The sequence below is a fragment of the Bradyrhizobium sp. JYMT SZCCT0428 genome (assembly GCF_018131075.1).
Taxonomy (GTDB): domain Bacteria; phylum Pseudomonadota; class Alphaproteobacteria; order Rhizobiales; family Xanthobacteraceae; genus Bradyrhizobium.
On record NZ_JAFCLS010000081.1, the window covers coordinates 1 to 24,745 of the forward strand.

General features: G+C 58.9%; 25 protein-coding genes and 1 pseudogene. 14 read left to right on the forward strand and 12 right to left on the reverse strand.

What is annotated here, in order from left to right; translation table 11 throughout:
- The 4 genes from JQ575_RS40945 to JQ575_RS40960 all read right to left on the reverse strand — a co-directional run.
- Positions 1 to 865: transposase (locus tag JQ575_RS40945; protein ID WP_212038834.1), on the reverse strand; the 865-nt coding region annotated here is incomplete at its 3' end.
- A 164-nt stretch (positions 866 to 1,029) separates the two neighbouring features.
- Positions 1,030 to 1,614: a PepSY domain-containing protein gene (locus JQ575_RS40950; RefSeq protein ID WP_212038835.1), complete on the reverse strand. Its 585-nt coding sequence runs from the start codon at positions 1,612 to 1,614 to the stop codon at positions 1,030 to 1,032.
- Positions 1,615 to 2,169: 555 nt separating this feature from the next.
- Positions 2,170 to 2,307 (reverse strand): hypothetical protein, encoded by a 138-nt coding sequence (locus JQ575_RS40955; protein WP_212038836.1) that lies wholly within the window; start codon positions 2,305 to 2,307, stop codon positions 2,170 to 2,172.
- Complete coding sequence (locus JQ575_RS40960; protein ID WP_212038837.1) at positions 2,304 to 2,513, reverse strand: hypothetical protein; 210 nt, start codon at positions 2,511 to 2,513, stop codon at positions 2,304 to 2,306. The genes JQ575_RS40955 and JQ575_RS40960 overlap by 4 nt, the downstream gene beginning before the upstream one ends.
- 120 nt (positions 2,514 to 2,633) lie before the next feature.
- On the opposite strand from JQ575_RS40960, the gene JQ575_RS40965 reads away from it, so the two are divergent.
- From JQ575_RS40965 to JQ575_RS40975, 3 genes are read left to right on the forward strand one after another with little or no spacing between them, the layout of a single operon-like run.
- Positions 2,634 to 2,978: a hypothetical protein gene (locus JQ575_RS40965; RefSeq protein WP_249167239.1), complete on the forward strand. Its 345-nt coding sequence runs from the start codon at positions 2,634 to 2,636 to the stop codon at positions 2,976 to 2,978.
- Positions 2,979 to 2,982: 4 nt separating this feature from the next.
- Positions 2,983 to 3,420 carry a hypothetical protein gene (locus JQ575_RS40970; RefSeq protein ID WP_249167240.1) on the forward strand — a complete coding sequence of 146 codons (438 nt, stop codon included), beginning with the start codon at positions 2,983 to 2,985 and terminating at the stop codon, positions 3,418 to 3,420.
- Between the two features lie 11 nt (positions 3,421 to 3,431).
- Positions 3,432 to 4,085, forward strand: a complete 654-nt coding sequence (locus JQ575_RS40975) for a TetR/AcrR family transcriptional regulator (RefSeq protein ID WP_212038839.1) — start codon at positions 3,432 to 3,434, stop codon at positions 4,083 to 4,085.
- A gap of 17 nt (positions 4,086 to 4,102) precedes the next feature.
- On the opposite strand, the gene JQ575_RS40980 is transcribed toward JQ575_RS40975, so the two are convergent.
- Positions 4,103 to 4,765 carry a TetR/AcrR family transcriptional regulator gene (locus JQ575_RS40980; protein WP_212038840.1) on the reverse strand — a complete coding sequence of 221 codons (663 nt, stop codon included), beginning with the start codon at positions 4,763 to 4,765 and terminating at the stop codon, positions 4,103 to 4,105.
- 205 nt (positions 4,766 to 4,970) lie between these two features.
- Between JQ575_RS40980 and JQ575_RS40985 the strand changes: the two genes are divergently transcribed.
- The 9 genes from JQ575_RS40985 (at position 4,971) to JQ575_RS41025 (ending at position 15,422) form a co-directional block, all read left to right on the forward strand.
- Positions 4,971 to 5,837, forward strand: coding sequence for a sensor histidine kinase (locus tag JQ575_RS40985; protein WP_212038841.1), 867 nt, complete (start codon positions 4,971 to 4,973; stop codon positions 5,835 to 5,837).
- Entirely contained in the window at positions 5,834 to 6,964 is a 1,131-nt protein-coding gene (locus tag JQ575_RS40990) for an efflux RND transporter periplasmic adaptor subunit (RefSeq protein ID WP_212038842.1), read from the forward strand. Before JQ575_RS40985 ends, JQ575_RS40990 begins: the two co-directional genes overlap by 4 nt.
- Before the next feature lie 5 nt (positions 6,965 to 6,969).
- Positions 6,970 to 8,046, forward strand: a complete 1,077-nt coding sequence (locus JQ575_RS40995) for an efflux RND transporter periplasmic adaptor subunit (protein ID WP_212038856.1) — start codon at positions 6,970 to 6,972, stop codon at positions 8,044 to 8,046.
- The gene (locus JQ575_RS41000) at positions 8,043 to 11,195 is read left to right on the forward strand and encodes an efflux RND transporter permease subunit (protein WP_212038843.1); all 3,153 of its coding nucleotides are present in this window, start codon (positions 8,043 to 8,045) and stop codon (positions 11,193 to 11,195) included. Before JQ575_RS40995 ends, JQ575_RS41000 begins: the two co-directional genes overlap by 4 nt.
- A 13-nt stretch (positions 11,196 to 11,208) precedes the next feature.
- Positions 11,209 to 11,721, forward strand: coding sequence for a hypothetical protein (locus JQ575_RS41005; protein ID WP_212038844.1), 513 nt, complete (start codon positions 11,209 to 11,211; stop codon positions 11,719 to 11,721).
- Between the two features lie 347 nt (positions 11,722 to 12,068).
- Positions 12,069 to 13,220, forward strand: coding sequence for a DUF3734 domain-containing protein (locus tag JQ575_RS41010; RefSeq protein ID WP_212038857.1), 1,152 nt, complete (start codon positions 12,069 to 12,071; stop codon positions 13,218 to 13,220).
- A 34-nt stretch (positions 13,221 to 13,254) separates the two neighbouring features.
- Positions 13,255 to 14,046 carry an acetoacetate decarboxylase gene (locus tag JQ575_RS41015; protein WP_212038845.1) on the forward strand — a complete coding sequence of 264 codons (792 nt, stop codon included), beginning with the start codon at positions 13,255 to 13,257 and terminating at the stop codon, positions 14,044 to 14,046.
- A gap of 84 nt (positions 14,047 to 14,130) precedes the next feature.
- A complete protein-coding gene (locus JQ575_RS41020) occupies positions 14,131 to 14,919 on the forward strand; it encodes a 3-hydroxybutyrate dehydrogenase (RefSeq protein WP_212038846.1) in 789 nt (262 codons plus the stop codon).
- Between the two features lie 140 nt (positions 14,920 to 15,059).
- Positions 15,060 to 15,422 carry a hypothetical protein gene (locus tag JQ575_RS41025; protein WP_212038847.1) on the forward strand — a complete coding sequence of 121 codons (363 nt, stop codon included), beginning with the start codon at positions 15,060 to 15,062 and terminating at the stop codon, positions 15,420 to 15,422.
- 474 nt (positions 15,423 to 15,896) lie between these two features.
- Here JQ575_RS41025 and JQ575_RS41030 read toward each other — a convergent pair whose 3' ends face one another.
- The 5 genes from JQ575_RS41030 to JQ575_RS41050 form a co-directional block, all read right to left on the reverse strand.
- Complete coding sequence (locus tag JQ575_RS41030; protein WP_312016116.1) at positions 15,897 to 16,586, reverse strand: recombinase family protein; 690 nt, start codon at positions 16,584 to 16,586, stop codon at positions 15,897 to 15,899.
- Between the two features lie 609 nt (positions 16,587 to 17,195).
- Complete coding sequence (locus JQ575_RS41035; protein WP_212038849.1) at positions 17,196 to 18,290, reverse strand: hypothetical protein; 1,095 nt, start codon at positions 18,288 to 18,290, stop codon at positions 17,196 to 17,198.
- A gap of 26 nt (positions 18,291 to 18,316) precedes the next feature.
- Positions 18,317 to 18,790: a hypothetical protein gene (locus JQ575_RS41040; RefSeq protein WP_212038850.1), complete on the reverse strand. Its 474-nt coding sequence runs from the start codon at positions 18,788 to 18,790 to the stop codon at positions 18,317 to 18,319.
- A 470-nt stretch (positions 18,791 to 19,260) separates the two neighbouring features.
- Complete coding sequence (locus JQ575_RS45935; RefSeq protein ID WP_212038851.1) at positions 19,261 to 19,884, reverse strand: DUF4157 domain-containing protein; 624 nt, start codon at positions 19,882 to 19,884, stop codon at positions 19,261 to 19,263.
- Between the two features lie 778 nt (positions 19,885 to 20,662).
- On the reverse strand, positions 20,663 to 21,013 hold the full coding sequence (locus JQ575_RS41050) for a hypothetical protein (protein WP_212038852.1): 351 nt from the start codon (positions 21,011 to 21,013) through the stop codon (positions 20,663 to 20,665).
- A gap of 700 nt (positions 21,014 to 21,713) precedes the next feature.
- On the opposite strand from JQ575_RS41050, the gene JQ575_RS41055 reads away from it, so the two are divergent.
- The gene (locus JQ575_RS41055; RefSeq protein ID WP_212038853.1) at positions 21,714 to 22,301 is read left to right on the forward strand and encodes a hypothetical protein; all 588 of its coding nucleotides are present in this window, start codon (positions 21,714 to 21,716) and stop codon (positions 22,299 to 22,301) included.
- Positions 22,302 to 22,692: 391 nt separating this feature from the next.
- Here the strand turns inward: JQ575_RS41055 and JQ575_RS46275 are convergent, their stop codons facing one another.
- A complete protein-coding gene (locus JQ575_RS46275) occupies positions 22,693 to 22,878 on the reverse strand; it encodes a hypothetical protein (protein ID WP_212038854.1) in 186 nt (61 codons plus the stop codon).
- Between the two features lie 467 nt (positions 22,879 to 23,345).
- On the opposite strand from JQ575_RS46275, the gene JQ575_RS41065 reads away from it, so the two are divergent.
- Positions 23,346 to 23,843, forward strand: a complete 498-nt coding sequence (locus JQ575_RS41065) for a hypothetical protein (RefSeq protein ID WP_249167241.1) — start codon at positions 23,346 to 23,348, stop codon at positions 23,841 to 23,843.
- 629 nt (positions 23,844 to 24,472) lie between these two features.
- Here the strand turns inward: JQ575_RS41065 and JQ575_RS41070 are convergent.
- A pseudogene (locus tag JQ575_RS41070) lies at positions 24,473 to 24,745 on the reverse strand (transglycosylase); the annotation flags it as partial.

The window sequence follows — 24,745 nt, forward strand, 5'->3', positions numbered from 1 at the left end:
GCTCGTTAACGAGCCACCCGAGCATCTCGGCTGAACCGTAAGCACTGTCGGCGGCCAGGCGCTCGGGACAGAGCCCGAGACGCTCTCCGGTGCGCTCAATCATGGTGCGTGCTGCACCAACCTCGGCCTGCCGGATAGCTCGCGTCGCCTCGACATCGACGATGATCGCCGCCTTCAGGTCGATCAGGTAGTTGTCGGCGTAGGCAAAGAAGGCATGCCCTTTGTGAGCGCCAGTCCATTGGGCGGCCGGATCCGACCTGGAGATGAACTTTGGTACGGTCTCGCTGGCAGCGCCCCAGGCAGCCTCATCAAGGGTATCAAGATATTCCCGGACCGATCGGCGCGTCTTGGCGATGGCCTCCCATTCAACATCATCAGACCCGGCCGCAGAGCGCTGCTTGTTGGCATCGGCAGCAATCAGGCTGGCATCGACCGCAAAGGCAGCCCCGTCAACCAGCCCCTCGGCCATGCAGCGCCGGACCACGGTCTCGAAGAGCTTTCGCAGCAGATCGCAGTCACGGAAGCGGGCATGCCTATTCTTGGAGAACGTCGAGTGGTCCGGCACCTCGCCATCGAGCCCGAGCCGACAGAACCAGCGGTAGGCGAGGTTCAGGTGAACCTCCTCGCACAACCGCCGTTCGGAGCGAATGCCGTAGCAGTAGCCAACCAACAGCATCCGGACCAGCAGTTCCGGATCAATCGAAGGCCGGCCAGTTGAACTGTAAAACGGCGCCAAGTGGCTGCGAACGTCAGACAAATCGACGAACCGATCGATAGCCCTCAGCAAGTGGGCGACAGGAACATGTCGCTCAAGTGAGAACTCGTAGAACAGCGGCGCCTGATCAACCTGCCGCGGACCCATCATCGATTCGATCTCCCGCCCCGATGGTACGGAATGAATCAGCGATCACGGTCGGCTTCAACAACGAGTTTTTCAACGCAATCGGCGCGAAGCGGACGTTCGCCAAATCAATTTCTGGTGCAAATTTGTCGTGTGGCTCGGCTAAACCGGTAGCGGCGATTTGCCCTTTACTTACCGACGATGGGCGGCTCGAGCATGACCTCCTTCAAGCGATCGCCACTGGCGATGACGACCACAAAGTTGAGTTGGCCATCCTGCTTCAACAGGCCTCCGGCAAGAGCGCTTCCCCCTGCAGTTTTCTCGGCGATGCGTACGGCGTCCGAGAGCTCGAACTCAACTGACTCCAGGGCAATGATGTTGCCCAAATCCTCTCGGTCGAGCTCCGTCAGCGATGACGAAATTTCCTTTTCCGTAACGCCTCCGGTGTTCGCATCTAGGACATTCTCCCAGATTCGTTCATTTTTGACCGTCCGCACTCGATAAACCGGCGGACCGGATATCTCCAAGCTAATGTCGGCGGCTCTTGAACCGTCATGTAAATGCTCGGCGATCGCTACCGCCTTACTCAGTGGTATTTTTATGGTGCGAAGTTGTTCGAGCAAGCGACGGTTCATTGCCTCCTCGGCCTCGTGCTGAGCGGCTACGCCCGGTTTTGCGGCGTCCAAAGGCGCATGGGTGACATCGGCTATCGCGCCCGTACCGGCAAGCGCGGCGAACCAAACGATAATCGCTAACAATCGCTTCTTCGACATGAGTTAGATCCTGTAACGCTGGTCAAGAATGACCCGGTGGCTTTATTGGTGTGTCTCGAAACTCCGATGCCGAGCCTCGGAAAACTCCTTGCCTGGGAGCACAAGCAGGAGGTCGAGCTGACTGGTCGCGATGACAACTGCTTCCGGTCCCTTCCGATCGGAGGTGATCCGGATCGGCGGCAGCGTAGAATGCGATTCGATGAGCTTGCTTGGCGGGAGTGGGGGTAGCAGGGAATCGGCCGCAAACAACAGCACGAGCAAGGCCCCGCCGACCCACAGAAAATAATCCCGCAGCGGAATTTGAGCATCGACTGAGCCGCGCGCACGCGTAGACAGAACGGATCTCGTGCTCACAGCGCCCGGCTCCCGCGCTGAAGTCCCTTCGGCGCGATCCGGGACCGCTCGTTGGCTGTTCGGCCTGATGTGTGTGGCATGTGCTTCCGTTTCGATTTTAGATGGAGCTTGGCGCCCAGATGGCGGCACTTATCCCGCCAATCGCATGGACTGTAATTCATGGATTTCGGGTCAATCGCGAATGCGCCATCAGGCGGCGCGCTATTCGGTCGGGTAAGGCTGGATGCCTCTGCGCACGAGTTCCGACTCAATCAAGTTGAACGCGAGTTCAACCGGGACGAGCCAGACGTTGACCGAATAGATGATGCAATCGCGTGCGAGGAGGAGGGCTGACGTCATGAAGTGGCCCTCCGCCGCTGGACTTGCCGCTTGATCGGCACCGCCCCTCGATCGACGAACGCGTGCAGCCCGGCAAGCAAGGATATCGCAACGCTCAGCAGCAAGCTCAGGCCCACGAGAGCCAGAGCCACGACCAGGTTCAGGGATGCGAGCGCAAGCCCCGGTCCCGGATTTTCCTTCGCGAGCGACCACAAAAGCATTGACATTCTTCGTCTCCGAATTAAACTACACCGTATAGTTCATATACAGCCCGAGCCGCGGAGTGTGTCAAGAGCGAAGACTCACAAGCTCGTGTTCAGGCAGTTTGAAGGGCGGGGAATTGGAGCATGACACTGCGTTTCCCGTTCGAAAGCACGATGCCTCAGCAGAAGAAAGGATTCTGTATGTTCAAGTACACATTAGTCGTCATGCTGGCGGCGTTGTTCGGCAATGGGACTGCCTTTGCGCAGGAGAACCGCGGCACTGCCGAACAGAGGGCCGCATGCGCGCCTGACGCCTTCCGGCTGTGCTTTAGCTACATCCCTGACCCCACCAATGTGGAGGCGTGCCTCAGGCAAAGAAAGTCGGACCTGGGCGATGCTTGCAGGGCCGTCTTCGATCACGCTGCGGAAGCTGCTTCGGTCAGGACAATAGGATCGACCCGCTACCGCGGCGCGAGAGATGAGGACTGATCGCATGAACACGATTTATGCTCCCGCCTTCGCCGCGTTCGGCGGCTCGGCCTTCGGCGCGATCTCCACGATTGTAACTGGATGGGTGACTCGGCGCCGCAGGCTTCGCGAGCGTCACTTTTCCCGGTCGATTTCCAAGCGCGAGCGGCTCTATCGAAGTTTCATCGAGGAGGCTTCCCGAGTCTACGCCGACGCGCTCGTCAGCGACAAGTCCGAGATTCCGCAACTGGTCAATCTGTATGCGCTGATAGGGCGGATGAGGATTCTGTCCAGCGATCAAGTGGTACAGGCTGCGGAGCGGGCAGGTCGCCTGATCATCGAAACCTACCTGTCACCAAACCGCGAATTTGGCGATCTGCCTGAGTTTCTGGAGGAAATGGATCCCTTGCGTGGCTTCGGGGAAGCCTGCCGACGCGAATTGCATTCGATTCCATCTCACTGAGGTCCCAAGCGATGCAGGAACGCATACCGCAGGCCGGATCGCCGTGCATTCGTCAACGGATCGTACAAGCCGCGATCCGATTGCACCGCAAAATCGGGTTCAGGAAGACCACCGTCGCCGACATCGCTCGCGGAATGTCGATGTCGCCCGCCAACATCTACCGCTTCTTCGCTTCGAAGCAGGCGATCGAAGAGGCGGTCGTGGCAGATTTGCTCGAACAAGTCTGCGCGGCCGCAACGCTCGCGGCTCTCTTGAGCGGCTCGGCTCTGGAGCGGCTAGCGGCCGCTTTAAGTGCAATCTCGCAGCTGCACGAACACCGGCTGGAGAACGACAGCAAAGTACACGAATTGGTCGCTGCGGCGGTAAGCGAGAACTGGCCAGTCGCGCTGTCTTACGAAGACCGGATCCGGGGGCTTGTGCGCACGATCATTGCCGGCGGACAGGCGAGCGGCGAACTGCGACCGGGAAGTCCGCTGGCAATGACGTGTTGCCTGCTTGAAGCAATGGACGGATATCTCAATCCGTCGCGGATCAACGCCGCTAGCGTTCGGCCCGCGTTTGACGAGATGATGGATTTCTGCGCAGGCGCCCTGCATCAGGCGCCGTGGGGGCAGTCGACCGACCTGGCCGCCGACTTACGTCCCCAAGCCGTGGCGCAAGGATAGCGAGCGGGGTGGCTGATTCACGGCCTCCAGTCTGCCTCGCAAGCCGCAAGAAAGAAATTGACCCGTTCGTGCAGGAACGTCGGCAGCTCTTTTTTGAGATCCTTCAGGTCCTCACCCATCAGAGATCTCATGAGCATTGGAAGCAAAATGAGATCCATGAACATCTGCGCGGTCGCTACGCTCCGCTTTGCGCTGAAAGGTCCTTTAGGTGAACGCGCGACCTTCTGCGTTGCCTCGTTTAGGAGCTGCGATACTGCCCCGGCCGCGCGGTCGCGCGCCGCATCGTGAACATTTCGGCTCAACTCGGGAAATCGCCGCGCCTCGGCGATCGTCGCGCGCGTGAGGTCCAACGTATCCTCGACGAATCTCTCCACGATCTCGATGCCGAGATTGGTGAGCTTCTCCTGGATGGTGCGGCCTGCCGGCGTGAACCCCTCGAAATCTGTCAACCCGGTGATGGTCCGGGCCACGACAGCAACGAACAGCGCCTCCTTGCCGGGGAAATGGGCATAGATTGTCGGTTTGCTCGCTGGGGCCAACTCGGCGATGTCGTCGATGCTGGCACTCCGAAACCCTTTCTCCAAAAAGAGCTGCTGGGCTGCATCGAGAATCCGCGCCTGGACGTCGCCGGCAAGGTCCTTGGACGGTCTGCCGCGTTTCGGGCTTTTGTTCTTCGCCATCACGATCTCCTAATTACGAATTTGTAGATCCCGCTTGACATGCACGGAAAGAAAATGCAACAAAAAGAAAATATACGGTTTAGTGTAATTTAAACCACCGCGGACAGCTTGAAGGCTCGGGTCTGCGGCAACTCATCCAGATGAGGGGCGGCCCGCCACATGCGCGTTCGGCCGCCGCTCACCCGGACAACCAGAGGAGATCACCGTGAGTGTGTGCAGCCCGGACTCGCCAATCGTAGAGCAGGGCATTCTGCTGCGGGAATTGAATCACCGGATCGATAGCGGGCTCGCCTCGGCGATCAACCTGGTTTCGGCCGCAGCGATCCGGGTGGAGGGGGCAGAGGCCAAGCGCGCCTTAAGCGACGTGGTCGAACTGTTGCATGGTCATGCCGATGTGCAGCAGGCGCTCGCAATGCCCAAGGGCAAGGCGCTGATCGACGCCGCGACATACATCCGCATGATGGGCAGCGCCATGCGCCGCTCGTTGCTGGACCGAATGAATATCGGGCTGGCACTCGCCACCGAATCTCTTCCGCTCCAACCAGATCGATGCCGGCGGCTCGGATTGATCGTTCACGGGCTCGTAACCGACGCCGCGAAGCATGCGTGCTTCGAGGCGCGGACCGGAGAAATCAGGATCAAACTGTCACGAATCGGCAGGCTGGTGAATTGCGTCATTCTGGACAATGGATCGCGGTCGGCACGGGGCGCCGAGGGTCGCGGACCCCGGATCAGCAATGATCTTGCCAAGGGACTCGGCGGTCGGGTCGAGCACGGCTTCGGCGACGAATTCACGTCTGTCGTTGTGTCGTTTCCACTGACAGAGCGTGAGTGGCAGGCGAACTGGACGATGGTGAAGCGTCGCATCACACAGTCGCCTCGCCGGTCAAAAGACCCATCCGATGCCCCGACGTTTTGCACGGGAGCAAGCTCCCCGGATCGGGACAGTCGGCCCGTCGCAACCCCACCGGACCCGAGTTCGGCTCGCGGAGCCCAACTGGTCTCTGCCCGTCCAGCGGCGGATGTGCTGGGCGAGTTGTTGTCACCTGGTCACCGCATGGAAGTGTCATGAAACAGAATACGAACCAAACTGAAGTCGTTGGAACTGCCCGTAAACGCAAGTTGAGGGGGCCGGGCATCCTGGCGTCGGCGCTTGTCGCAATCGTGCTGAGTGGCTGTAACGATCACGCGGCTGCCCCCATCACGCGCGCGGCGATCGTGCGCACGGAAATCGTGCAGCCGCGGGATCGACAAGCCTCCGTCACCCTGACCGGCGAAATCCAGGCCCGTTTTCGCGCCGACCTCTCGTTCCGCGTCAGCGGACGTGTGCTTGCACGCTATGTCGATGTCGGCGCCCGCGTCCAGGCTGGTGAAGTCCTGGCTCTGCTCGATCCGGCCGAGCAGCAGGCCGACGTCGATGCCGCGACCGCGGCGGTGCTGGCCGCAGAATCCCAGCTGCGCGTGGCCAAGGTAACCTTCGAACGGCAGAAGGCGCTGATTGCAAGCGGTTTTACCACGCGGACGGTCTACGACCAGGCGCAGGAAGGATTGCGAACCGCAGAAGGTGCGCTTGAAGCAGCAAAAGCGGAGCTCGGAACGTCGAAAGACGCCCTTGGCTATACCGAGTTGCGCGCAGAAGCGGCAGGCGTGGTCACTGCGCGCAATCTGGAAGTCGGCCAGGTCGTACAGGCCGCGCAGCCGGTTTTCTCGCTGGCGCAGGACGGCGAACGCGATGCCGTGTTCGACATCTACGAGTCCCTCTTGTTTGGCGATCTCGATGACAGTCGCATATCGCTGGCGCTCGTCTCCGACACAGGCGTGACGGCGAGCGGGCATGTCAGGGAAGTCTCTCCCGTGATTGACGCGAAGAGCTCGACCATCCGCGTCAAGGTAGCCATCCATGATCCATCGGCAGCGATGACGCTTGGAAGCGCCGTTGCAGGAACCGTCAATGCGAAGGCCCAGCAGCAAATCGCATTGCCCTGGAGTGCATTGGCGGCGGCGGGATCGAAGCCCGCGGTCTGGACCGTCGACCCGGCGACCAAGACGGCCGCGCTCAAGCCGGTGTCGATCGGCGGTTATGAAGCCCATGAAGTGCTGATCAAGGCGGGCCTCGAACCGGGCGAGCGTGTCGTGATCGATGGCGGCAAGCTGCTGAGCGTTGGTCAGGCCGTGACATATGAGGGAGACCCGTCATGAAGAGAATGAAGAGACCCGCCGTGATAGCGACCGGCACGTTTGTTTCCGCGCTGGTGCTGGCTGGATGTCAGCAGGACGCGAAAGCACCCGAGCCTGCACGACCCGTGCTGTCAATGGTCCTCGAGCCGAGCCGCACGGACGGCATGGTCGCCGTGGGCGTCGTTGAGCCGCAGTACAAGACCAATCTCGCGTTCCGCGTCCTGGGACGTCTGACCGGTCGCCCCGTCTCCGTTGGTGACCTCGTCAGCGAAGGACAGACTGTCGGTGTCATCGATCCCACGGCTCTGGAGCTTGCGGTACGATCGGCCAAGGCTGGGCTGACGAAGGCCGAGGCGCAGCTGGCGACTGCAACGGCGACAGAGGAGCGGCAGCGAACCCTGTTCACAACCGACGCCACCACAAAGCAGACGCTGGACAATGCCGAGCAGGCGCGAGCCGGCGCTGCTGCGTCGGTGGCGCACGCACAGGCCAACTTGATCAAGGCGATCGAGCAAAGGGGCTATGCACAGATCAAGGCCGATTTCGCCGGCGTCGTCACCGCGGTGGGCGCAGAAGTCGGCCAGGTAGTCTCGCCAGGCCAAAATGTCGTGACAGTTGCGAGGCCCGACATCAGGGAGGCGGTGGTCGATATCGGGGAGGATTTCCCGGTGCCGCTTGAAATCGACTTGCCATTCACAGTCGGCTTGCAGCTGCTCCCCGCCGCGCAGGTCGACGGCAAGGTTCGCGAGATCGCCCCGCAGGCGGACCCGGCGACGCGCCTGCGGCGAGTCCGCATTGCGCTGAACGATCCCCCTGAAAGCTTTCGCTTGGGCACGACCGTTACGGCGAAGCTCGGAAACGCGCAAAGTCCGACATTGCGCGTCCCCGCCTCGGCGGTGCTCGCCAGGGATGGCGCGAATTTCGTCTGGGTCGTCGATCAGCCGGCGAACACCGTGTCGCTGCACAAGGTCGATCTCGCCGGCGACCCCGCAGATGCCCGCGCCGCCGGTGGGCTCGCCCCCGGCGTGCGCATCGTGACCGCCGGAATCCATAGCCTCAAGCCAGGACAACAAGTCCGTATCGAACAGGATCAGAAGCCATGAAGTCGTTCAACCTCTCCGACTGGGCGCTCCACCATCGTTCGCTCGTCTGGTATTTCATGATCGCCTTCATGGCGGCAGGTCTCTTTGCCTACCTTCAGCTTGGTCGTCAGGAAGATCCCGACTTCACCATCAAGACCATGGTGATCCAGGCGCAGTGGCCGGGCGCATCGCCCGAGGAAATGACGCGCCAGGTCACCGACAGGATCGAAAAGAAGCTCGAGGAGCTGGAATCGCTCGACTACACCAAGAGCGTGACGGTCGCGGGCCAGACCACCGTTTTCGTCTACCTGCGAGATACGACAAAGGCGGCTGACGTCAAGCCGACCTGGGTCCGCGTCCGCAACATGATCGCGGATATCAAGGGCGAATTCCCGCAAGGCGTGGTCGGACCGGGCTTCAACGATCGCTTCGGCGACGTGTTCGGCAACATCTATGCCTTTACCAGCGACGGCTTGACCCAGCGTCAGCTGCGCGACGAGGTCGAGGGTATCCGCGCCAAGGTCTTGACCGTGCCGGATGTGGGTAAGGTCGACATTCTGGGAACGCAGGACGAGGTGATTTACCTCGAATTCTCCACTCGGAAGGTCGCGGCCCTTGGCCTCGACGTCCGCTCGATCATGGCCTCCCTGCAGGCACAAAACGCGGTCGCGCCTTCCGGGGTGTTCCAGGAGGGGTCCGAGCGGATCAGCGTGCGGGTGAACGGCCGCTTCACGTCGGAGGCAAGCCTGAACGCGGTCAATCTTCGGATCAACGACCGCTTCTTTCCGCTGACTGACGTCGCGACCATCAAGCGCGGTTATGCCGATCCGGCCAAGACCTTGTTCAGGTACAACGGCCAGCCTGCCATCGGGCTTGCGATCGGCATGAAGTCCGGCGCCAACCTGCTTCACTTCGGCGAGGCGCTGAAGGAGCAAATGTCGAAGGTCATTGCCGACCTGCCGATCGGCGTCGGCGTTCATCTGGTCGCCAATCAGCCGGTTGTCGTCGAGCATGCGGTGTCGGGCTTCACCGAAGCGCTCTTTGAGGCGGTGGTTATCGTTCTTGCCATCAGTTTTCTCAGCTTGGGTATGCGCGCCGGGCTGGTCGTCGCAATAGCGATCCCGTTGGTCCTCGCCATTACCTTCGTGGTGATGGCCTATGCCGACATTTCATTGCAGCGAATTTCGTTGGGTGCATTGATCATCGCGCTGGGCCTTCTGGTCGATGACGCGATGATTGCCGTCGAAATGATGGTGGCCCGGCTGGAGGCCGGCGATCCCCTGGAAAAGGCAGCGACTCACGTCTATACGTCGACCGCTTTTCCCATGCTGACGGGCACGCTCGTCACCGTCGCGGGCTTCATCCCGATTGGGTTGAACAGCAGCAATGCCGGCGAATTTACTTTCACCCTGTTCGTGGTGATTGCGGTCTCCCTGATCGTGTCGTGGATCGTCGCGGTGCTGTTCACCCCGCTGCTCGGCGTCACCATCCTGCCGGCAAAGATGAAGGGGCACCACGGGGAGAAGGGCCGGCTGGCGCAGATGTTCGCTCGCCTGCTGCTCGTCTGCATGCATCATCGCTGGATCACCGTCGGGGTGACGGTGGCAGCCTTCTTCGTCGCGTTGTTCGGCATGACATTCGTGCAGCAGCAGTTCTTTCCCTCGTCGGACCGTGACGAGCTGGTGATCGACTGGAACTTGCCGCAAAATGCTTCGATTGCAGACACCAATGCGCAGATGGCCCGCTTCGAGCGCGAACAGCTGCAGGGCAATGGCTCCGTGGAGCATTGGTCGACTTATGTCGGCACGGGCGCGCCGCGGTTCGTGCTGTCGTTCGACGTGCAGACGGCTAATGCATGGTTTGGCCAGCAAGTAGTTGTGACCAAGGGCGGCATTAAGGCGCGCGACCTCGTCAAGGCGCAATTCGAGGAATATCTGAGGAAGACGTTTCCAGGCACCGACACCTACGTCAAGTTGCTCGAGGTCGGCCCGCCGGTGGGGCGTCCCGTGCAATACCGCGTGAGCGGGCCAGAGGTCGCGAAGGTCAGGGATTTCTCGCAGCAACTCGCTGGCATCGTCCGGAGCAACCCCGATCTCGGCAACGTCGTGTTCGACTGGATGGAGCCTGCGCGCGTCGTCAAGGTCGACGTTCTCCAGGACAAGGCCCGCCAGCTCGGCGTGACGTCGGAAGACATCGCCACGGCCGTGAACTCGGTGCTCGAGGGCACCTCGATCACACAGGTTCGCGACAGCATCTATCTCGTCAATGTCACGGGACGCGCGACCGCGGTCGATCGCGGTTCGATCGATACGCTCCGGGATCTGCAGTTGAGCGGGCAGGGCGGGCAGTCGGTGCCGCTCGGCGCTGTGGCCAATCTGCGCTATGAGATCGAGCAGCCGACGATCTGGCGCCGCGCGCGGATTCCCACGATCACGCTAAAGGCCGGCATCGTCACCAACGTCCAGCCGAAGACGATCATGGACCAGTTGGCACCGAAAGTGGCGGAGTTCGGCAAAGCACTGCCGGCGGGTTATTCGGTGGTGATCGGCGGCGCCGTGGAGGAAAGCGCCAAGAGCCAGTCGCCGATCGTGGCCGTCGTTCCGCTGATGCTGTTCGTCATGGCCACGATCCTGATGATTCAGCTGCAAAGCTTCCATCGCTTGTTCCTGGTGTTTGCGGTCGCGCCGCTTGCCGTGATCGGCGTCGTCATGGCCATGCTGCCGAGCGGCGCGCCGCTTGGGTTCGTCGCCATCCTCGGCGTCCTGGCCCTGATCGGTATCCTGGTCCGAAACTCGGTGATCCTGATCGTGCAGATCGAGGATCTGAGGAAGGAGGGGCGCCCAGCCTGGGATGCCGTTGTGGAAGCGACCGAGCATCGGATGCGGCCGATCCTGCTGACGGCCGCCGCCGCAAGCCTCGCGCTGATTCCGATCGCGCGCGAGATTTTCTGGGGCCCGATGGCCTACGCGATGATGGGCGGCATCATCGTCGGCACCCTGCTGACGCTGTTGTTCCTGCCTGCGCTCTATGTGGCGTGGTTCCGGATCCACCCTGTCCATGACGATGGCGGGCCAGTGCAGGAGGCCGCTGACCCGGCGCACGACACCCATTCGTCGAACCCGACTCTCGCGCCGACGGCGCCGGTGCCGGTCCTTGAAACGCAAATCTAAAACGGAGACTATGATGTCCAGGAAGACACTCTTGACGCTGTCCGTCAGCGTGACGCTCGCAACGATTTCATTGGTGCCAACTGCGGTGTTTGCGCAATTCCCTCCGCCTCCTCCGATGGGGCCCGGCGGTCCTCCGCCGATCGCGGCCGGCGGTCCTCCCGCATTCGCAGGTCCTCCTCACATGGGGCCTGGCGGTGGGCCCGGTGCCGACTTTGGTGGTCCGGCTCCCCGGCTGGGCGCCGGCGGTCCTCGCGGCGATCTAAGGGGGCCTGGCGACGTCCGTGCCGGCGGTCGTGGCGGACCTGCGGTTGCACGCTCGGTCGAGGCTCGCTCCGCATCGGTCGGCTACAGCCATTCCGGTCGCTTCAGCCATGGCTATGGCGGGCGGCGATACGGATATGGTGCAGCCTATGCCGCAGGAGCCTATGCGGGTTATGCCTATGGCAGCGCGAACGATGGCAATTATTCCGATAGCGACTGCTACTACGCCTATCGTCGCCACCGTCGCGTTCTGGTTTGCAACTAGCCAACCCGAATTCGGGCAGGGCGGACCTCACCCGACGAACACAGTAGATATCGTAAGCCCGTTGGCTTCGCTGCTGCTCGTGACAGAGACCGGTTCGCTCACCGCAGCTGCGTGACGTCGAAGCGAACTTCGGCGTTGCGTCAGCGTGTCGAACTGGTCGGGTAGTCGACAACAACGTCGGACAAACGTCACTCAATTAGATGCAGCACAAAGTTGTGAACGCGCTTGCTTGACAATTCAAATATCAAACTATACGGTATAGTTTATTAAATCGGATGGCGAAGCCCGCGACGACACGTTCTGAACAGAACGCAGGCTTGGGCTATCGCAAACCAAGAGCAGGAACCATGAACTTTCAGCCTCGACCACACCTCACGACCGCGGACAGGCGTCTGCCGTTCGATTGCATAGCGTTGCTCTTACAGGGCGGTGGGGCTCTTGGGGCTTACCAGGGAGGCGTCTACGAAGCCCTGGCCGAAGCCAACATCCATCCCGATTGGATTGCCGGCATTTCGATCGGAGCGATCAATGCTGCAATTATCGCCGGCAATCCTCCCAATTCCCGCGTTGACCGGCTTCGCGAGTTCTGGACGCAGGTGACGTTGGACGCGCCGTTCACCGATTTGATGAACAGCGATCATACCCGCAATTTTCTCAATCAGGTGAATGCGAGCTTTGCAGCGGTGTTCGGCGCGACCGGATTCTTTTCTGCGCGGCCACTGGCGCCGTGGCTGCAAGCGGGTGGAACGCTTGCCGCCACGAGCATCTACGACACGAGCGCGTTGAAGGCGACACTGGAACGCCTTGTCGATTTCGATCGCATCAACGCCGGTATGACGCGGTTCAGCGCAGGTGCCGTCAATGTGAGGACCGGCAATCTGGTCTATTTCGACACCGCCACGCATACGATTCGGCCCGAGCATATCCTGGCGAGTGGGGCGCTGCCGCCGGGCTTTCCGGCGGTCGAAATCGATGGCGAACATTATTGGGACGGCGGTTTGGTATCAAACACACCGTTGCAATATGTGATCGAGTGTGGCGCCCGTCAGGACACGCTGGTGTTTCAGGTCGATCTCTGGAGCGCGCGCGGCCAGATTCCGCGCAATATGGCCGACGTCATTACGCGTCAAAAGGAGATTCAATACTCCAGCCGCACGCGAGCGAGCACAGACCAGTTCAAGAGCCTGCACCGGTTGCAGCGAGAGCTGGCAGCTCTCTTGAGCAGGCTGCCCGAAGGCCTGCGCGAGCAAGACGACGTCAGGCTGCTCAGGACGGCCGCCTCTCACAACGTGCACAGCCTCGTCCACCTGATCTATCGCGCCCGGGACTACGAAGGCCACTCCAAGGACTATGAGTTTTCCCGCCTCTCGATGCAGGACCATTGGCGCGCCGGCTATCACGATGCGTTGCGCACCCTTCGGCATCCCGAGGTGCTGGCGCGCCCGACCAGCGCGGACGGCGTCTCCACCTTCGATCTTGAGCAGGATGGTCGCGAGTAGGCCAGCCGGTCATTCCAATTTACAGGAGAATTCAATGCACGAGAATGAAGTCGTGAGACGGGCGTTCGCGATGCCGCTCACCAATCCGGCCTATCCGCCGGGGCCGTATCGCTTCGTCAACCGCGAATACCTGATCATCACCTATCGCACCGACCCGGCAAAGCTACGATCGATTGTTCCGGCGCCGCTCGAAGTTGATGAACGCGAAGCGCTGGTCAAATACGAATTCATCCGCATGCCGGATTCCAATGGTTTTGGCGACTATACCGAGAGCGGCCAGGTCATCCCGGTGTCGTTCCGCGGTCGCAGGGGCAGCTACACCCACTGCATGTTCCTGAACGATGAGGGGCCGATCGCGGGCGGCCGGGAGCTCTGGGGCTTTCCGAAAAAGCTCGGCCAGCCGACGTTGCGGACCGAGATCGATACGCTGATCGGCACTCTGGATTACGGTCCGTTGCGGGTAGCAACCGGCACGATGGGATACAAGCACCGCGAAGCCGACCTGGCGCAAGTCAAGGCCGCTCTCGAGGAGCCGAACTTCCTTCTCAAGATCATTCCACACGTCGACGGTAGTCCGCGGATCTGCGAGCTTGTCGAATATCACCTTGAGCAGCTTGTCTTGAAAGGGGCGTGGACCGGACCCGCGGCTCTCGCCTTGACGCCCCACGCCCTGGCTCCCGTGGCCGAGTTGCCGGTTCTCGAGATTGTGTCCGCGGTTCACATCCGCGCAGACCTAACCCTGGGGCTGGGCAAGGTCGTTCACGACTATCTGCAACAGCCGGTTCGACGCCCGGTCAGGAGCTACGAGAGAAGTCTGGTCACATGATGGACAACCGCGATCGGCTGCGCGGGCCTGGAAGCAACCGGCGTCGAGCCGCAGGACCGTCACAAATCAACAAGGAAAGGCGAAATGGATATTCTGAAAGGTAAAGTCGCGGTCGTGACCGGCTCGACGAGCGGCATCGGTCTTGCGTATGCGCGGGCATTCGCGGGGGCCGGCGCCAACATCGTGCTCAACGGGATCGGGGCACCGGCCGATGTCGAAAAAACGCGGGCTGCGATCGAGCGCGAGTTTAGCGTGAAGGCGATCTATTCGCCCGCGAACATGGCCGAGCCAATGGAAATCTCCAACATGATCTCATTTGCCGAGCGAACGTTTGGCCGCGTGGACGTGCTCGTCAACAATGCCGGCATCCAGCACGTCTCGCCAATCGAGGACTTTCCGGTCGAAAAGTGGGACGCGGTCATCGCAATCAACCTTTCCTCCGCATTCCATGCGATCCGTGCCGTTACTCCCGGCATGAAGCAACGCGGCTGGGGCCGTATCCTCACCACGGCCTCGGCGCATTCGCAGGTCGCGTCCCCCTTCAAGTCGGCCTACGTCGCGGCCAAGCACGGCATCGTGGGACTCACCAAGACGGTGGCGCTCGAGCTCGCCCGGTCGAAGATCACCTGCAACTGCATCAGCCCCGGCTACGTCTGGACGCCGCTGGTGGAGAAGCAAATTCCGAACACGATGAAGGCGCGCAACATGGACAGAAATCAGGTGATCAACGACGTCCTGCTCGCGGCCCAGCCGACAAAGGAATTCGTCACGGTCGAACAGGTGGCTTCGCTCGCACTGTTCCTGTGTGGCGAAGGCGCCGCGCAGATCACCGGCGCCAACCTCTCTATCGACGGCGGCTGGACAGCCGCGTAGCGCCCGCCGAAATGCACATTGGCTCTCAAAACGCACGGTGAAAGGAGATGGCCGACGCACAGCTGCGATAGTCCAAGAGAAGACAACAATACCCAACGACTGCCTACCGAACATCAACCAATTCCTCTGGAGAGAAGATCATGAACAAGCGACTGATTGCGAATGTCATTGGCTGCGTCTGCCTTACCCTGGCGACGACTGCGGAAGCCCGAACTTCTTACGACGGCCCCTGGAATCTCACTTTCGTTACACAACGCGGAAGCTGCGATCCGACGTACAATTTCTCAGTGAACATCAACGACGGCGTTGTGACGCATCCCAATCTGGTGAAGTTTAGCGGGCATGTCGGAAGGTCGGGCGCGGTTCGCGCGTCGGTGACGGTCCACGACAAATACGCATCAGGGTCGGGGAGGCTGACGCGAGACGCCGGCCGCGGGACCTGGAGCGGCCACGCAGCAGGTGGGCGCTGCTCGGGATACTGGACCGCGCAACGAAATAACTAGGACGCGATCACCGGATAGTCCCGTGAAAACGCGGCGGTTCCACTGCTGTTCGCTACAAGTCGCCTGAGCAATCGTGAGCATCGCATGCGGAGGGGATTGAATGGTTCATTGGCGACATGGCCCTGTTGCCAACTCGGGCGGGCACTCGGGGCAGCTGTCTCCGATCGAGACGTGCGGCCCCGATCTTCGACGACCGCTGATCCGGCGAGACGCCGGGTAACGGATCTTGACGCGCGATGACAAGGGCCCGTATGCGGGCTCGGAGCGACTGGCCGCTTCTGGCGCAAAGCCGCCATTCGGGGTGATCATTACGAGTTAATACGAGGTGCGCACCGATAGATCAAAAATCTAGAAATAGCTGACGTGAACAAAGCCGAACGGAACGTAATTCGGTGTGAGCGCTGGGGTCGGTCCCGATCGGTAGATGTAGCGCGGGGCGAAGTGGGGTGTTCGGCCAGTGGCAGATCGAGGAAGTCAGGCGCGTTCGAGAATACGTGAAACCTGGATGGCCGACCACTTGCCCCGACCGCGCGCTGTGGGGATGCTGCGGGCGTTGAGGCCGTCTGCGATCGATCGCAGACTCACGGCGCCGCCCGCCTTTAAGGTTCTGATGGTAGGCAATACGTCTGCAGCCCTGGCGTCGGCCCACTCACGCACGACTCTGGTGCTTTGAGCCCGCATGTGGGCCGTCGGCACTGCGCCGCGATAGCCACCGAGCTTCTTGCCTCGCGCCTTCGCGGCCTGAAGTGCCGCTTTCACCCTTGTGCTAATCATGCTGGCTTCGAGTTCTGCCACTGCCACCATCTGATGCAATAGGAAACGGCCGGTCGCACCCTCAATCTGCGGAAGGTCGGCGAACCGAATATCCACACCGGCTTCCAGCAGGCGGGACAAGAACGCGACGCTGCGGGTCAGGCGATCGACCTTGCTGACCACGAGTGAGGCGCGGTGCAGCCGGGCTGCGGCCAGGGCCCTTTCGAGCGCAGGACGATTAGAGTTTCGTCCGCTCTCGACCTCGGTGTGCTCCTCCACGATTTGCCAGTCTCCGCCGTTTAGATAGACCATGACGGCGGCCCGCTGGGCTTCCAGGCCGAGGCCGCTCTTGCCCTGCCGGGCGGTCGAGACCCGATAATACGCGACGAATTTTCCACTGTTCGATTTCACGATCGCCTCCGCTACGGATGCCTCAACATGTGTTGAGGGGTTTGTGACGGTCATCGTTCGCCGCGTAAATCATCTGCTATTCGGCTAGGAGCCGGATGCATTCCCCCGCAAAAATCGCGTAGCGCTTGAGGCGGGGCAGGGCCGAGCCTCGGGAGGGGTAGGATCTTGGGGAAACTCCAAATCAATCGGCAACCGCCCCCTAATTCAATGTGGTGAGGGGCCTACGAGGATCCGTGGCGATTATTCCGCCCATAAATTTCTCCTAAGGGCCTCATTTTGTGGAAGTGCTTTGTCTCGGTGCCCATTGCCCAAGACGGGACGATAGCAACGCATATCAAAGCATTTCCTAATGCTACGCGGGAGAAAAATATATTCTAATGGTGACGGGACGGGGACCCTCAAAAATCTTAAAACTAATGGGTTCGAAAATGCATCACTATGCATTGCTATCGGGCCTAATCAAATCTCTAAAGGAATTTGTCCGGAAACTAGAAATCCGGGGCGTTCGATGTTTCCTTGAGCCACATTGCGGGTCTGCGGCAGGGCAAGACGCGAGAAACGGGTCCAACAACTAACATGCTGAACGCTACCAGCATTCTTGGAGCCGCCTTAGCTACGTGCCTTTGCAAACAGATATGATTTCACTGGCCCTTGGCCTGGCTGCTTTAGCTCCTGAAATCTACCCTTCATATCCTTGATCACCACAATGCCCGCCCAGCTTGCCGTTAGACCTGTACCAGAGCGTTTCAAAGTGAGCGTAGATGGTTGAGGTGAACGAGTCTGAATTTGAGAGACTATCTCAGGAGAGAATCCCAAAACCTGTAACGCCTCTAGATCATTGTCACGGGATAAAGTTAGACCGCTCGTCGATCGCGTGAACGTGCCACGGCGTGTGAGACTTCGACCGACCGAGGTCTCAGTAAGGGTGTAATCGTCACCTTTGATGTGAAGCATGAACCGTCCCGATGCATCCGTGCTTTTCCAAACTCCATCAAAGATCGGAAGCGCAACCTCCTTCTTTATTGGCCTCATTGAGCCGATATTCATTGCCGTGCCAATTGCAGGCTCCTGAAAGAGGACGAGAGGTTGGCCTTTGTCGTAAATGACGAATGCCTCGATTGAAGGGAATTGGCTGACGTGTCCATCGAAGGTCAGTTTTCCCGCCGAGGTGTCGATCCGAAACTCCCCTTTATATTGAATGCTCGGCACAACTGCGGCAAGCGCAATGCAAGGGTTTGCGCCAGCTCCATCTATCAGCAATCTCACGGCCGATCCTGGTTCAGAAAGAGGCCCCCACTTCAAATTATCAATGCCGGCCTTATCCGTACAAACAGCTACGCCGTTCGAGCACTTGACCGCGTGAGTCGTTCCGGTTTCGCCAGTACCGGCGGTCAGGCGCGCAGGTCCCTCGAATAGGGAAATGCTGGCCTTAGAAGTTATTCTCGACGAGGCATCCCGATCTGTGCTGAAACCTCGTTGATCCGTCAAATAGCAAATGACGAAATCGAAGGGAGACGGCGATTTGAGGACTGAAACAGAACGACCATTCTCGCTGATATTGAAGATGTAATTTGGGTCTGTAGCGTGCTTAGATGGAATGAAGGCTCTTATGATCAAATCCAGCGTCTCGGCTCGCGACGATGAGCCTTCCAAAGAGGTCATCAATCCAGCAGAGAGTATGCTGCAGAGCCATCGCAAATGCATGTCCGAACTCCATGACAGCGTTGCGATTATTTTTTCTTGGCCTGACTTCCCTGACTGTTTTGATTGCCCTGAGTGCCATCAATCTTGTTACGTACGTCCTTAGGAATCCTAACCTCGTACTCGTTAGGTCCGGTCTGCTTGACCTTGCAAGTACGGCAGTCGGGGAGAACCACCGTCGTACCATCAGAAAATTCCCCAACAGCCCCAGCTTTGTTTTGAGCGAGCGCATTAGTATTAAAGACCGCCACCGCAGCGATTGCAAAAGGGAGCGCCTTCATCTTCAACTCCTTTTCAAAAAAGAATGGTGTGGCTTGGTCAACGCAGTTCTCTGATCGCAAGTCCTGGAAGCGGCACGCCTGAATTGCGGTTATCAGCTCAATGAAGCTGAAGCCGTAGACATCTGGGCGAGTGTTAGCTCGTGAATTTGCATCGTGAATTTTGAGCCGGCGATTGGCTTCAATTAAATACAGATGAAACCGACGCCTTCGCAGTTCCAGCACTTGATCGCATCCCGACCAGCACATTCCTCGCATTTGCCTTTTGAGTCTTTTCCGCTTCCGTTGCACCTAAAACAACTGGACACGTTCCGGCCCCTACAGGTGGGGCAAAGTCTCGTCTGATTGATTGGGTACATCGCGACTTCTCCACTTATTTGCATCGATCGAGCCCATTCAGTTCAACTGCACAGTTGAGACGCGATCCAGCTACGGCACGAGTCCGCCAGGGACGTTTGTCAGCAGAGGTACCAACGATGCGAAAGTGAGGGCAGGATCTTGTGAGAGATGCTCTTGGGCAGCATCACTGGCACACGGACCCGTGTGCACCAACCTGACCGTCGGCTCAGTGTCAGACAGCCATCCCTTTGCATGCAGGCATCCTCCAATCGGGAGTAATCCGGATTCCCGAACCTAAATTCGTCATGCTATCAAGAGGGCGCTCGATAAGCATCAAGTCGATCCAGCGGCTCCTATCATGGCCCTCCAGTGGCTGTCCGCTTCGTACCTCCGGACTCCACCCAAGCTCGATACCCATCTCCCTTGGAAAACGCCGGCGCTTCGACCGACCTATAGTCTCGAGCATACTGTATCGCAAAGCTGTGTAAGCCCCATTGGATGTACTGATCGACGTGCGTGAGCTCATGTGCCCAGATCGAGGGATCATCCGCTTCAGTAGGCCCGCGGAAGACTATCACATCGATGAGAGTGACCGCAGAAGCGAAGCCCCCTTGTCCGAGAACGTGCGCCAGATTGAGCGCGCCGCCATCGCCAACCTTGAAGCGAACCCTATTCATTGAGTCTTCGCTAGCGTACCCGGTCAGTGCTTCCCGAATTTTGGGTGGTATCGGAAGCGCACCTTTCAGGGCGGTGGTGCGAGATTGGCTGATCCACTGCTCTAATGGCAGCCCGCCTAGTTGCGCTGGAATCTCTTTTTTCAGGTGTTCGAATGATCGAGCGACCGTGCCGTTGCCTCCGTTGGGGACGCACATTCCCATCCAGGAATACTGCCCAGAAGGACAAGCCTCAACGTTAGCGACAGATGCGCAGAGCGCGGAAGCAGCGAGTAGGCTAGCAATGGTGACAACATTCGTTTTCATAGCTACAACCTTCCAGTAAGGCGGACCGGTCTAACTCGGTTTTCAATCTGGTCGAGCATTCAGCATGAGAAGAAGGGCGAAAGTCCGCCGCAGATTGCAAGCAACGCGAAAGTTAGGACAGGATCCAGTGCTTGTTTGCCTTTAGCTGTATCGGCTCTCCTGTGCAGGCCGGCATGAGGCTATCGGCTACATTCTCGTTGTCCTCCGGGTGTGAGCGTCACGGCACTTGCGATCGTTCAAGGTCTTAACTGTGGCACCGAGTCCAAGGGATATTTACCTGTGGTCAGTATCTAAAGATATTCCGTGCGTTTTCCTGATTATTTATCAGGACGGACCTGTATTGAACCACGAGCGCGTCGCGTTGGCCTGATAGCAAGGTGTCGACCGAGCTTCGTAGCGCTTCCGGAGTCTAAGCTTCCGTTATCAGGGCCCGACGCGGAGCATAGGCGATCTCACCGGCAATATAGAAGCCGCTGCACCTTGGACGAAGGATCTGCGAGTAGTCGCGGGCATATTCTCACCTTCTGGGCTCCGCAGCACAAAAGCAGCTGACACGAGGCGGCCTGGGCCGCCGCGTTAATACCAACCATCTTTGTCATATCGAGCTCCCATCGGTTCCGACGATCGAAAGCCTGCCAAGGCAATCACTCTCCGTCACCCCTGTCAATAAAAAAATAAACGTAACAACTGTCACAAATCGCCGTTGTGGTGACTACTACCGGGCCCACTTTGTCCGTTATGCAGAGTTTGTAGTGGGGTCTTGTTACCGAGCAGCGGATCAGTCTGCGGATTTATTTGACCGACCGCCCGGCGCGTTGGTTTTCAAATTGTGGCGGCGGAGATAGCCGAGAGAGCAATGAAATGTTGGAGCCTCTTCCATGAAGCGGAGAAAGTTCTCGACTACATCCTCGAATGTTTCGTGCGCCATCGGATGTCCCGCCTCGACCTTGGGAAACTCCTCCGCCTTAGCGTTGTTGGATTGCCACTCGCTCGTGTCGTCCAGAGCGGCGTCGAGCGGCTGATCGGTTGACCGACGAGTGTTCGCGCCCAGGCGTCGAGAATGACTGCGACAAATCGCGGGCGCGGGTGATGTCGGTGCCCCGTCGACAATCCTGTCCTTCCGTCCCATTGGGTAAGGCTGACTGTTCGTAATCGCTGTCGTCGTTGCGAGATAACGGCAGCAGATCCTGGCTGGAGACCGCGCTCGCGCTTAGGTACTTGATATTGTCGTGGTTGCAATCACCCCCTCTGCCGCAAAGGCGCGCGCGGCGCCAGCCGTAGCATTCGGACTTGTCGCATTCGCCCCGATTGCTTCGACGATCGCAATGTAGTCAGTTCGCGCCAGCGCGGCCTCGTGAAGTCGTGCAGACGATCCCCATTAGGCGGCACCCTCTGGCAATCGCAAGCTGGTGTTCAAGACTCCAATTAGAACGTCTGCTTGTCGGCGAAGCGCGCGATCCAAGTCTCAGACTACCACGAGTAGGGCGGCGGTAGAACTTCAGGATCGAAGACGCACACTCTTTTGAATGCCGTGTGTTGGTGCTTCGACAGGCGAGCGTCCCGCCGGGAGAGACTTCCGCTAGTAGGTCGACGTTGTGCGTCCGACTTGGCCGCGGTCTTTTCCTTCGAGGGCCGCCTCTAAGGCCCGGGGGCCATTCCAATCTTAGCCCAAAATTTCTGTGGAGTTTCATCTCAAAAAAGTTTGCAGTCGCTTCGAAACGCTATTGAAAGTGAAGATAATAGAAACTACATTTTATGATTGTAATTCTGCTCATGAGTACTAGGGGGAGCTTTGAGCTCGTCCTTCACATCGCAGTGGCAACAAATCGATGGTCGACGAAATTAGAAACCTCCTTCGAAGTGTGAAATCGAAGGTTGAGCACGAAAGAAAAGGGATCGTCGCCCTAGAGACAAAAACGCGTGGCATGCTTTACGCTTATGAGATGCTGAGTAGCGATCTTGACCACCAGGGCACGGCAGATCTCACACGCAGGGTCATAGAATCGCTTCAAGGTCGATTGGTTGCTCTGCAACGGGAACGGGATTTGGCCGATGCTGGGCTCAACCCTAGCCAACTAGAGAAATACAAGGATCGCTCTGATAAATCGGAGTCGGCGGTTTCATTTCTTGAGAGGGTGTATCAACCTTCGAAGCGGAAAATTGAGCAGGGACTCATACGCAAGTACGATAAGGCTTTGTATGAGGCCCTCCACAACTGGGTGCAGTATCTCAATAGACGCCAAGCTAGTGATAGCGATCCTATATCTGTAAAAGATCTCATTAGCGGAAATCCAATTCCCGATGAATTCAAAACGATCATCGGCGTCGAGGGACGAAAAGGAATCCGGGATAGACGAGCGCAAACTGCTAGAGGGACCAGCAACAGGCGCAGACAGCGCAACCTAGAGCCGAGCTGAAGGTCGATATAAGCAATGGCCGGCCGACTAGCCAGAAGAAAAACCTCGTGGCTTCCAGTAGCTGTCACGGAGTTGGTATCACCCACGCAGAAGCCTCCCTTTGTCTATGCTCCCTCCTATCGTTCTGGCCGCTATCCGAACAGCAGTCCGAAAGAGACGCGTTTTGAACGGTGACCGGCGAGAGCTTTTGGGCTTCAATCGGTTCGCGTATCGATGTGGAGGCAGTGGTGAACCCGTGAATTCCCTTAAGGCACACTTCATCATTAATCAGATTTTGCGAGTTCTAGTGGATAGCGAAACACGCTCGACGCCGCCTTTGCCTCGGGCGAGGCTGCACCGAGCGGCCTTGGTGGTCAGCAAGGTCGACCGACTGAACGGAGCGTCGCCTTTCTCAACCGCCTCCTGTGCGGACCGGCCTCAGATCGAGGGCGCCACGGGGCGCTTCCTGTTGCACCAGATGCTCGCTGTGGCCGAGCTGGAAGCGGGCATGATCAGCGCAAGGGTGAACCGCCTTGGCAGCGGCAAAGGCGAGAGGGGTGAAGCTCGGTGTTTGCAGGAACACGCGGGAGCGGAGCATGGAGGTCGTGCCTAAGCGGCAGACAAAAGGGCATAGGCGTTAGGGTCTCGGGGTGTTCAGCTTCGGCTGCTATGGCCCTCAGACTTTGCGGCTCGTTGCCTGTGCGCGCGCGATGGCGGGCAATAAATCTGCTAGCGTCGGCGGCCGCTGCCGTGCTGCCCAGGTGGCCAAAATCCTGCGCCACAGCACCCATGTTGTTTGCACCGGGAGCTATTGAGGGGACGTCTCTGAATGGTGTGCTAACATAGTTCACGACCCACATTTGCCCCTAGCCAGCCCTTTGCACTTTGTTCGCCAATCAGTATTTTGAATAAGCCATTGAAACGATTCAGGGGTGCTGCTTTTGAGCAACGGTTTAGCAGACAGCTGGTCCCAAAATCGACATGAGGGTTTCTGCAGGAGGTTGGGGTCCTGCTGCCCCTCTTTTCATGCCCACGAGTGGCATCGCTCACGTATACGGGAAGTGGATGCCCAACAACATTCATAGATTTCGCCGAACGAAGTGGGCCGATCCGAAGCGGCTCGAGATGATCGCTGACCTCAAATCGAAGCAGTCAGTTTCGCGTTACCTTTCTAGCCTTGTCGCTCTTTGCATGTTCGTCGGTTTTGTGGCCGTTCAGGCATGGCCGCGGCTATCTTCTTCTGAATTAGCCAAACCTCTCTCCACTTCGATTTCGGTGTTCGTGATTGTTGGAGACACGATAAGTTTGAATGACGGTCGGCCGAACGTCCGCTTAGTTGGTTTCAACGCACCAGAAGCGAGCAGTCGAGCGCGATGCGATGCGGAGCTACAAAAGGGCGTCGCTGCCAAGCAAAGACTGCTTGAACTCGTTAGCAATGGCCGGTCAGAGTTTCACCAAGTCGCTTGCTCCTGTGTGCCAGGCACGGAAGGTACGGATGCGTGCAACTTCGGTCGTGCTGTGGAACGCTTCGAGTCAATGGCGTGGATGTGGGGTCAACTTTGATCAATGAAGGCTTGGCCGTTCGCTTTCTATGCGGCTAACGAGTTGTCCGACGCTGCCGCGACCTTGGTGTCGATGACAGAAGACAACGTCGCAGTCGATACCGCGCGATCAGTCGATGAGCTGCGAGAGTGGACCCGTTCGAGGCTTGGGTCCTCAAACGAGTCCATTAACCGACGCCGGCTGGCTTTTACTTCTTGACTGCCCAAGAAGCCCAATAGCAACGCATATCCAAGCAATTCCTAATGCAACGCGAAGAGAAAAAGAAAATATGGGTGACGCATGCCATCTTCTCGAGAAATCCTAAAACTATCGGCTTAGAAAATGCATCACTATGCGTTGCTATAGGCCTACGAATATCACCATGGAATTTGGTCATGTTCCTGATCTCAATAAAATCTCGGGCGAGAGCATGTCCGCTTTGCTCTGCATTGCGGCCCCAAGTGGGACTCGGCGCCATGCTCAAATGCCAGCTCCGGAAATCTTAGTCCACAATCTTCCAATAGGAGTCTTTGCGAGTCACCTTGCCGTTTCTGAACGTATGCAACTCACAAGCGATGAGCGGCACCACGTGCCGCAACGGCGGTGAGGCCCGGCGGCCCGCGGGTGCGGCAACTCCTGCCAACGGAAGTTTACTGGTTCGCCCGTTCGGCAGCGGCAGTGGCCATGTACTTCGATTGGAAATGCGCAACCCGCTCGCGCCACATTCCGACGAACGCCCCCGATGTCAGCTTATCCACCGATTTCCACGCGGCTTTGACGGCCGGAAGGGTGTTCCCCCATATCGCGCGTTTGCACCATTTCTCGCGTTTCTCCCTGCCTTCGCTAGTGGCGCACATGGATTTCCAAGCAATGCGATCAGGTTGGCTGATGTGCTCGGCGGCGCCTTCCCAGCCTTGTTGATG

Bases quoted from the DNA above. Each gene is read 5' to 3' on its own strand.
- JQ575_RS41010 (WP_212038857.1), top strand. From the start codon at position 12,069: ATGAACTTTCAGCCTCGACCACACCTCACGACCGCGGACAGGCGTCTG.
- JQ575_RS41005 (WP_212038844.1), top strand. From the start codon at position 11,209: ATGTCCAGGAAGACACTCTTGACGCTGTCCGTCAGCGTGACGCTCGCA.
- JQ575_RS41000 (WP_212038843.1), top strand. From the start codon at position 8,043: ATGAAGTCGTTCAACCTCTCCGACTGGGCGCTCCACCATCGTTCGCTC.
- JQ575_RS41020 (WP_212038846.1), top strand. From the start codon at position 14,131: ATGGATATTCTGAAAGGTAAAGTCGCGGTCGTGACCGGCTCGACGAGC.
- JQ575_RS41050 (WP_212038852.1), bottom strand. From the start codon at position 21,013: ATGGGACGGAAGGACAGGATTGTCGACGGGGCACCGACATCACCCGCG.
- JQ575_RS40995 (WP_212038856.1), top strand. From the start codon at position 6,970: ATGAAGAGACCCGCCGTGATAGCGACCGGCACGTTTGTTTCCGCGCTG.
- JQ575_RS41055 (WP_212038853.1), top strand. From the start codon at position 21,714: ATGGTCGACGAAATTAGAAACCTCCTTCGAAGTGTGAAATCGAAGGTT.
- JQ575_RS40980 (WP_212038840.1), bottom strand. From the start codon at position 4,765: ATGGCGAAGAACAAAAGCCCGAAACGCGGCAGACCGTCCAAGGACCTT.
- JQ575_RS40975 (WP_212038839.1), top strand. From the start codon at position 3,432: ATGCAGGAACGCATACCGCAGGCCGGATCGCCGTGCATTCGTCAACGG.
- JQ575_RS41025 (WP_212038847.1), top strand. From the start codon at position 15,060: ATGAACAAGCGACTGATTGCGAATGTCATTGGCTGCGTCTGCCTTACC.
- JQ575_RS40970 (WP_249167240.1), top strand. From the start codon at position 2,983: ATGAACACGATTTATGCTCCCGCCTTCGCCGCGTTCGGCGGCTCGGCC.
- JQ575_RS46275 (WP_212038854.1), bottom strand. From the start codon at position 22,878: ATGCTCCGCTCCCGCGTGTTCCTGCAAACACCGAGCTTCACCCCTCTC.
- JQ575_RS40990 (WP_212038842.1), top strand. From the start codon at position 5,834: ATGAAACAGAATACGAACCAAACTGAAGTCGTTGGAACTGCCCGTAAA.
- JQ575_RS40965 (WP_249167239.1), top strand. From the start codon at position 2,634: ATGACACTGCGTTTCCCGTTCGAAAGCACGATGCCTCAGCAGAAGAAA.
- JQ575_RS41035 (WP_212038849.1), bottom strand. From the start codon at position 18,290: ATGCATTTGCGATGGCTCTGCAGCATACTCTCTGCTGGATTGATGACC.
- JQ575_RS41065 (WP_249167241.1), top strand. From the start codon at position 23,346: ATGCCCAACAACATTCATAGATTTCGCCGAACGAAGTGGGCCGATCCG.
- JQ575_RS41015 (WP_212038845.1), top strand. From the start codon at position 13,255: ATGCACGAGAATGAAGTCGTGAGACGGGCGTTCGCGATGCCGCTCACC.
- JQ575_RS45935 (WP_212038851.1), bottom strand. From the start codon at position 19,884: ATGAAAACGAATGTTGTCACCATTGCTAGCCTACTCGCTGCTTCCGCG.
- JQ575_RS40950 (WP_212038835.1), bottom strand. From the start codon at position 1,614: ATGTCGAAGAAGCGATTGTTAGCGATTATCGTTTGGTTCGCCGCGCTT.
- JQ575_RS40960 (WP_212038837.1), bottom strand. From the start codon at position 2,513: ATGTCAATGCTTTTGTGGTCGCTCGCGAAGGAAAATCCGGGACCGGGG.
- JQ575_RS40955 (WP_212038836.1), bottom strand. From the start codon at position 2,307: ATGACGTCAGCCCTCCTCCTCGCACGCGATTGCATCATCTATTCGGTC.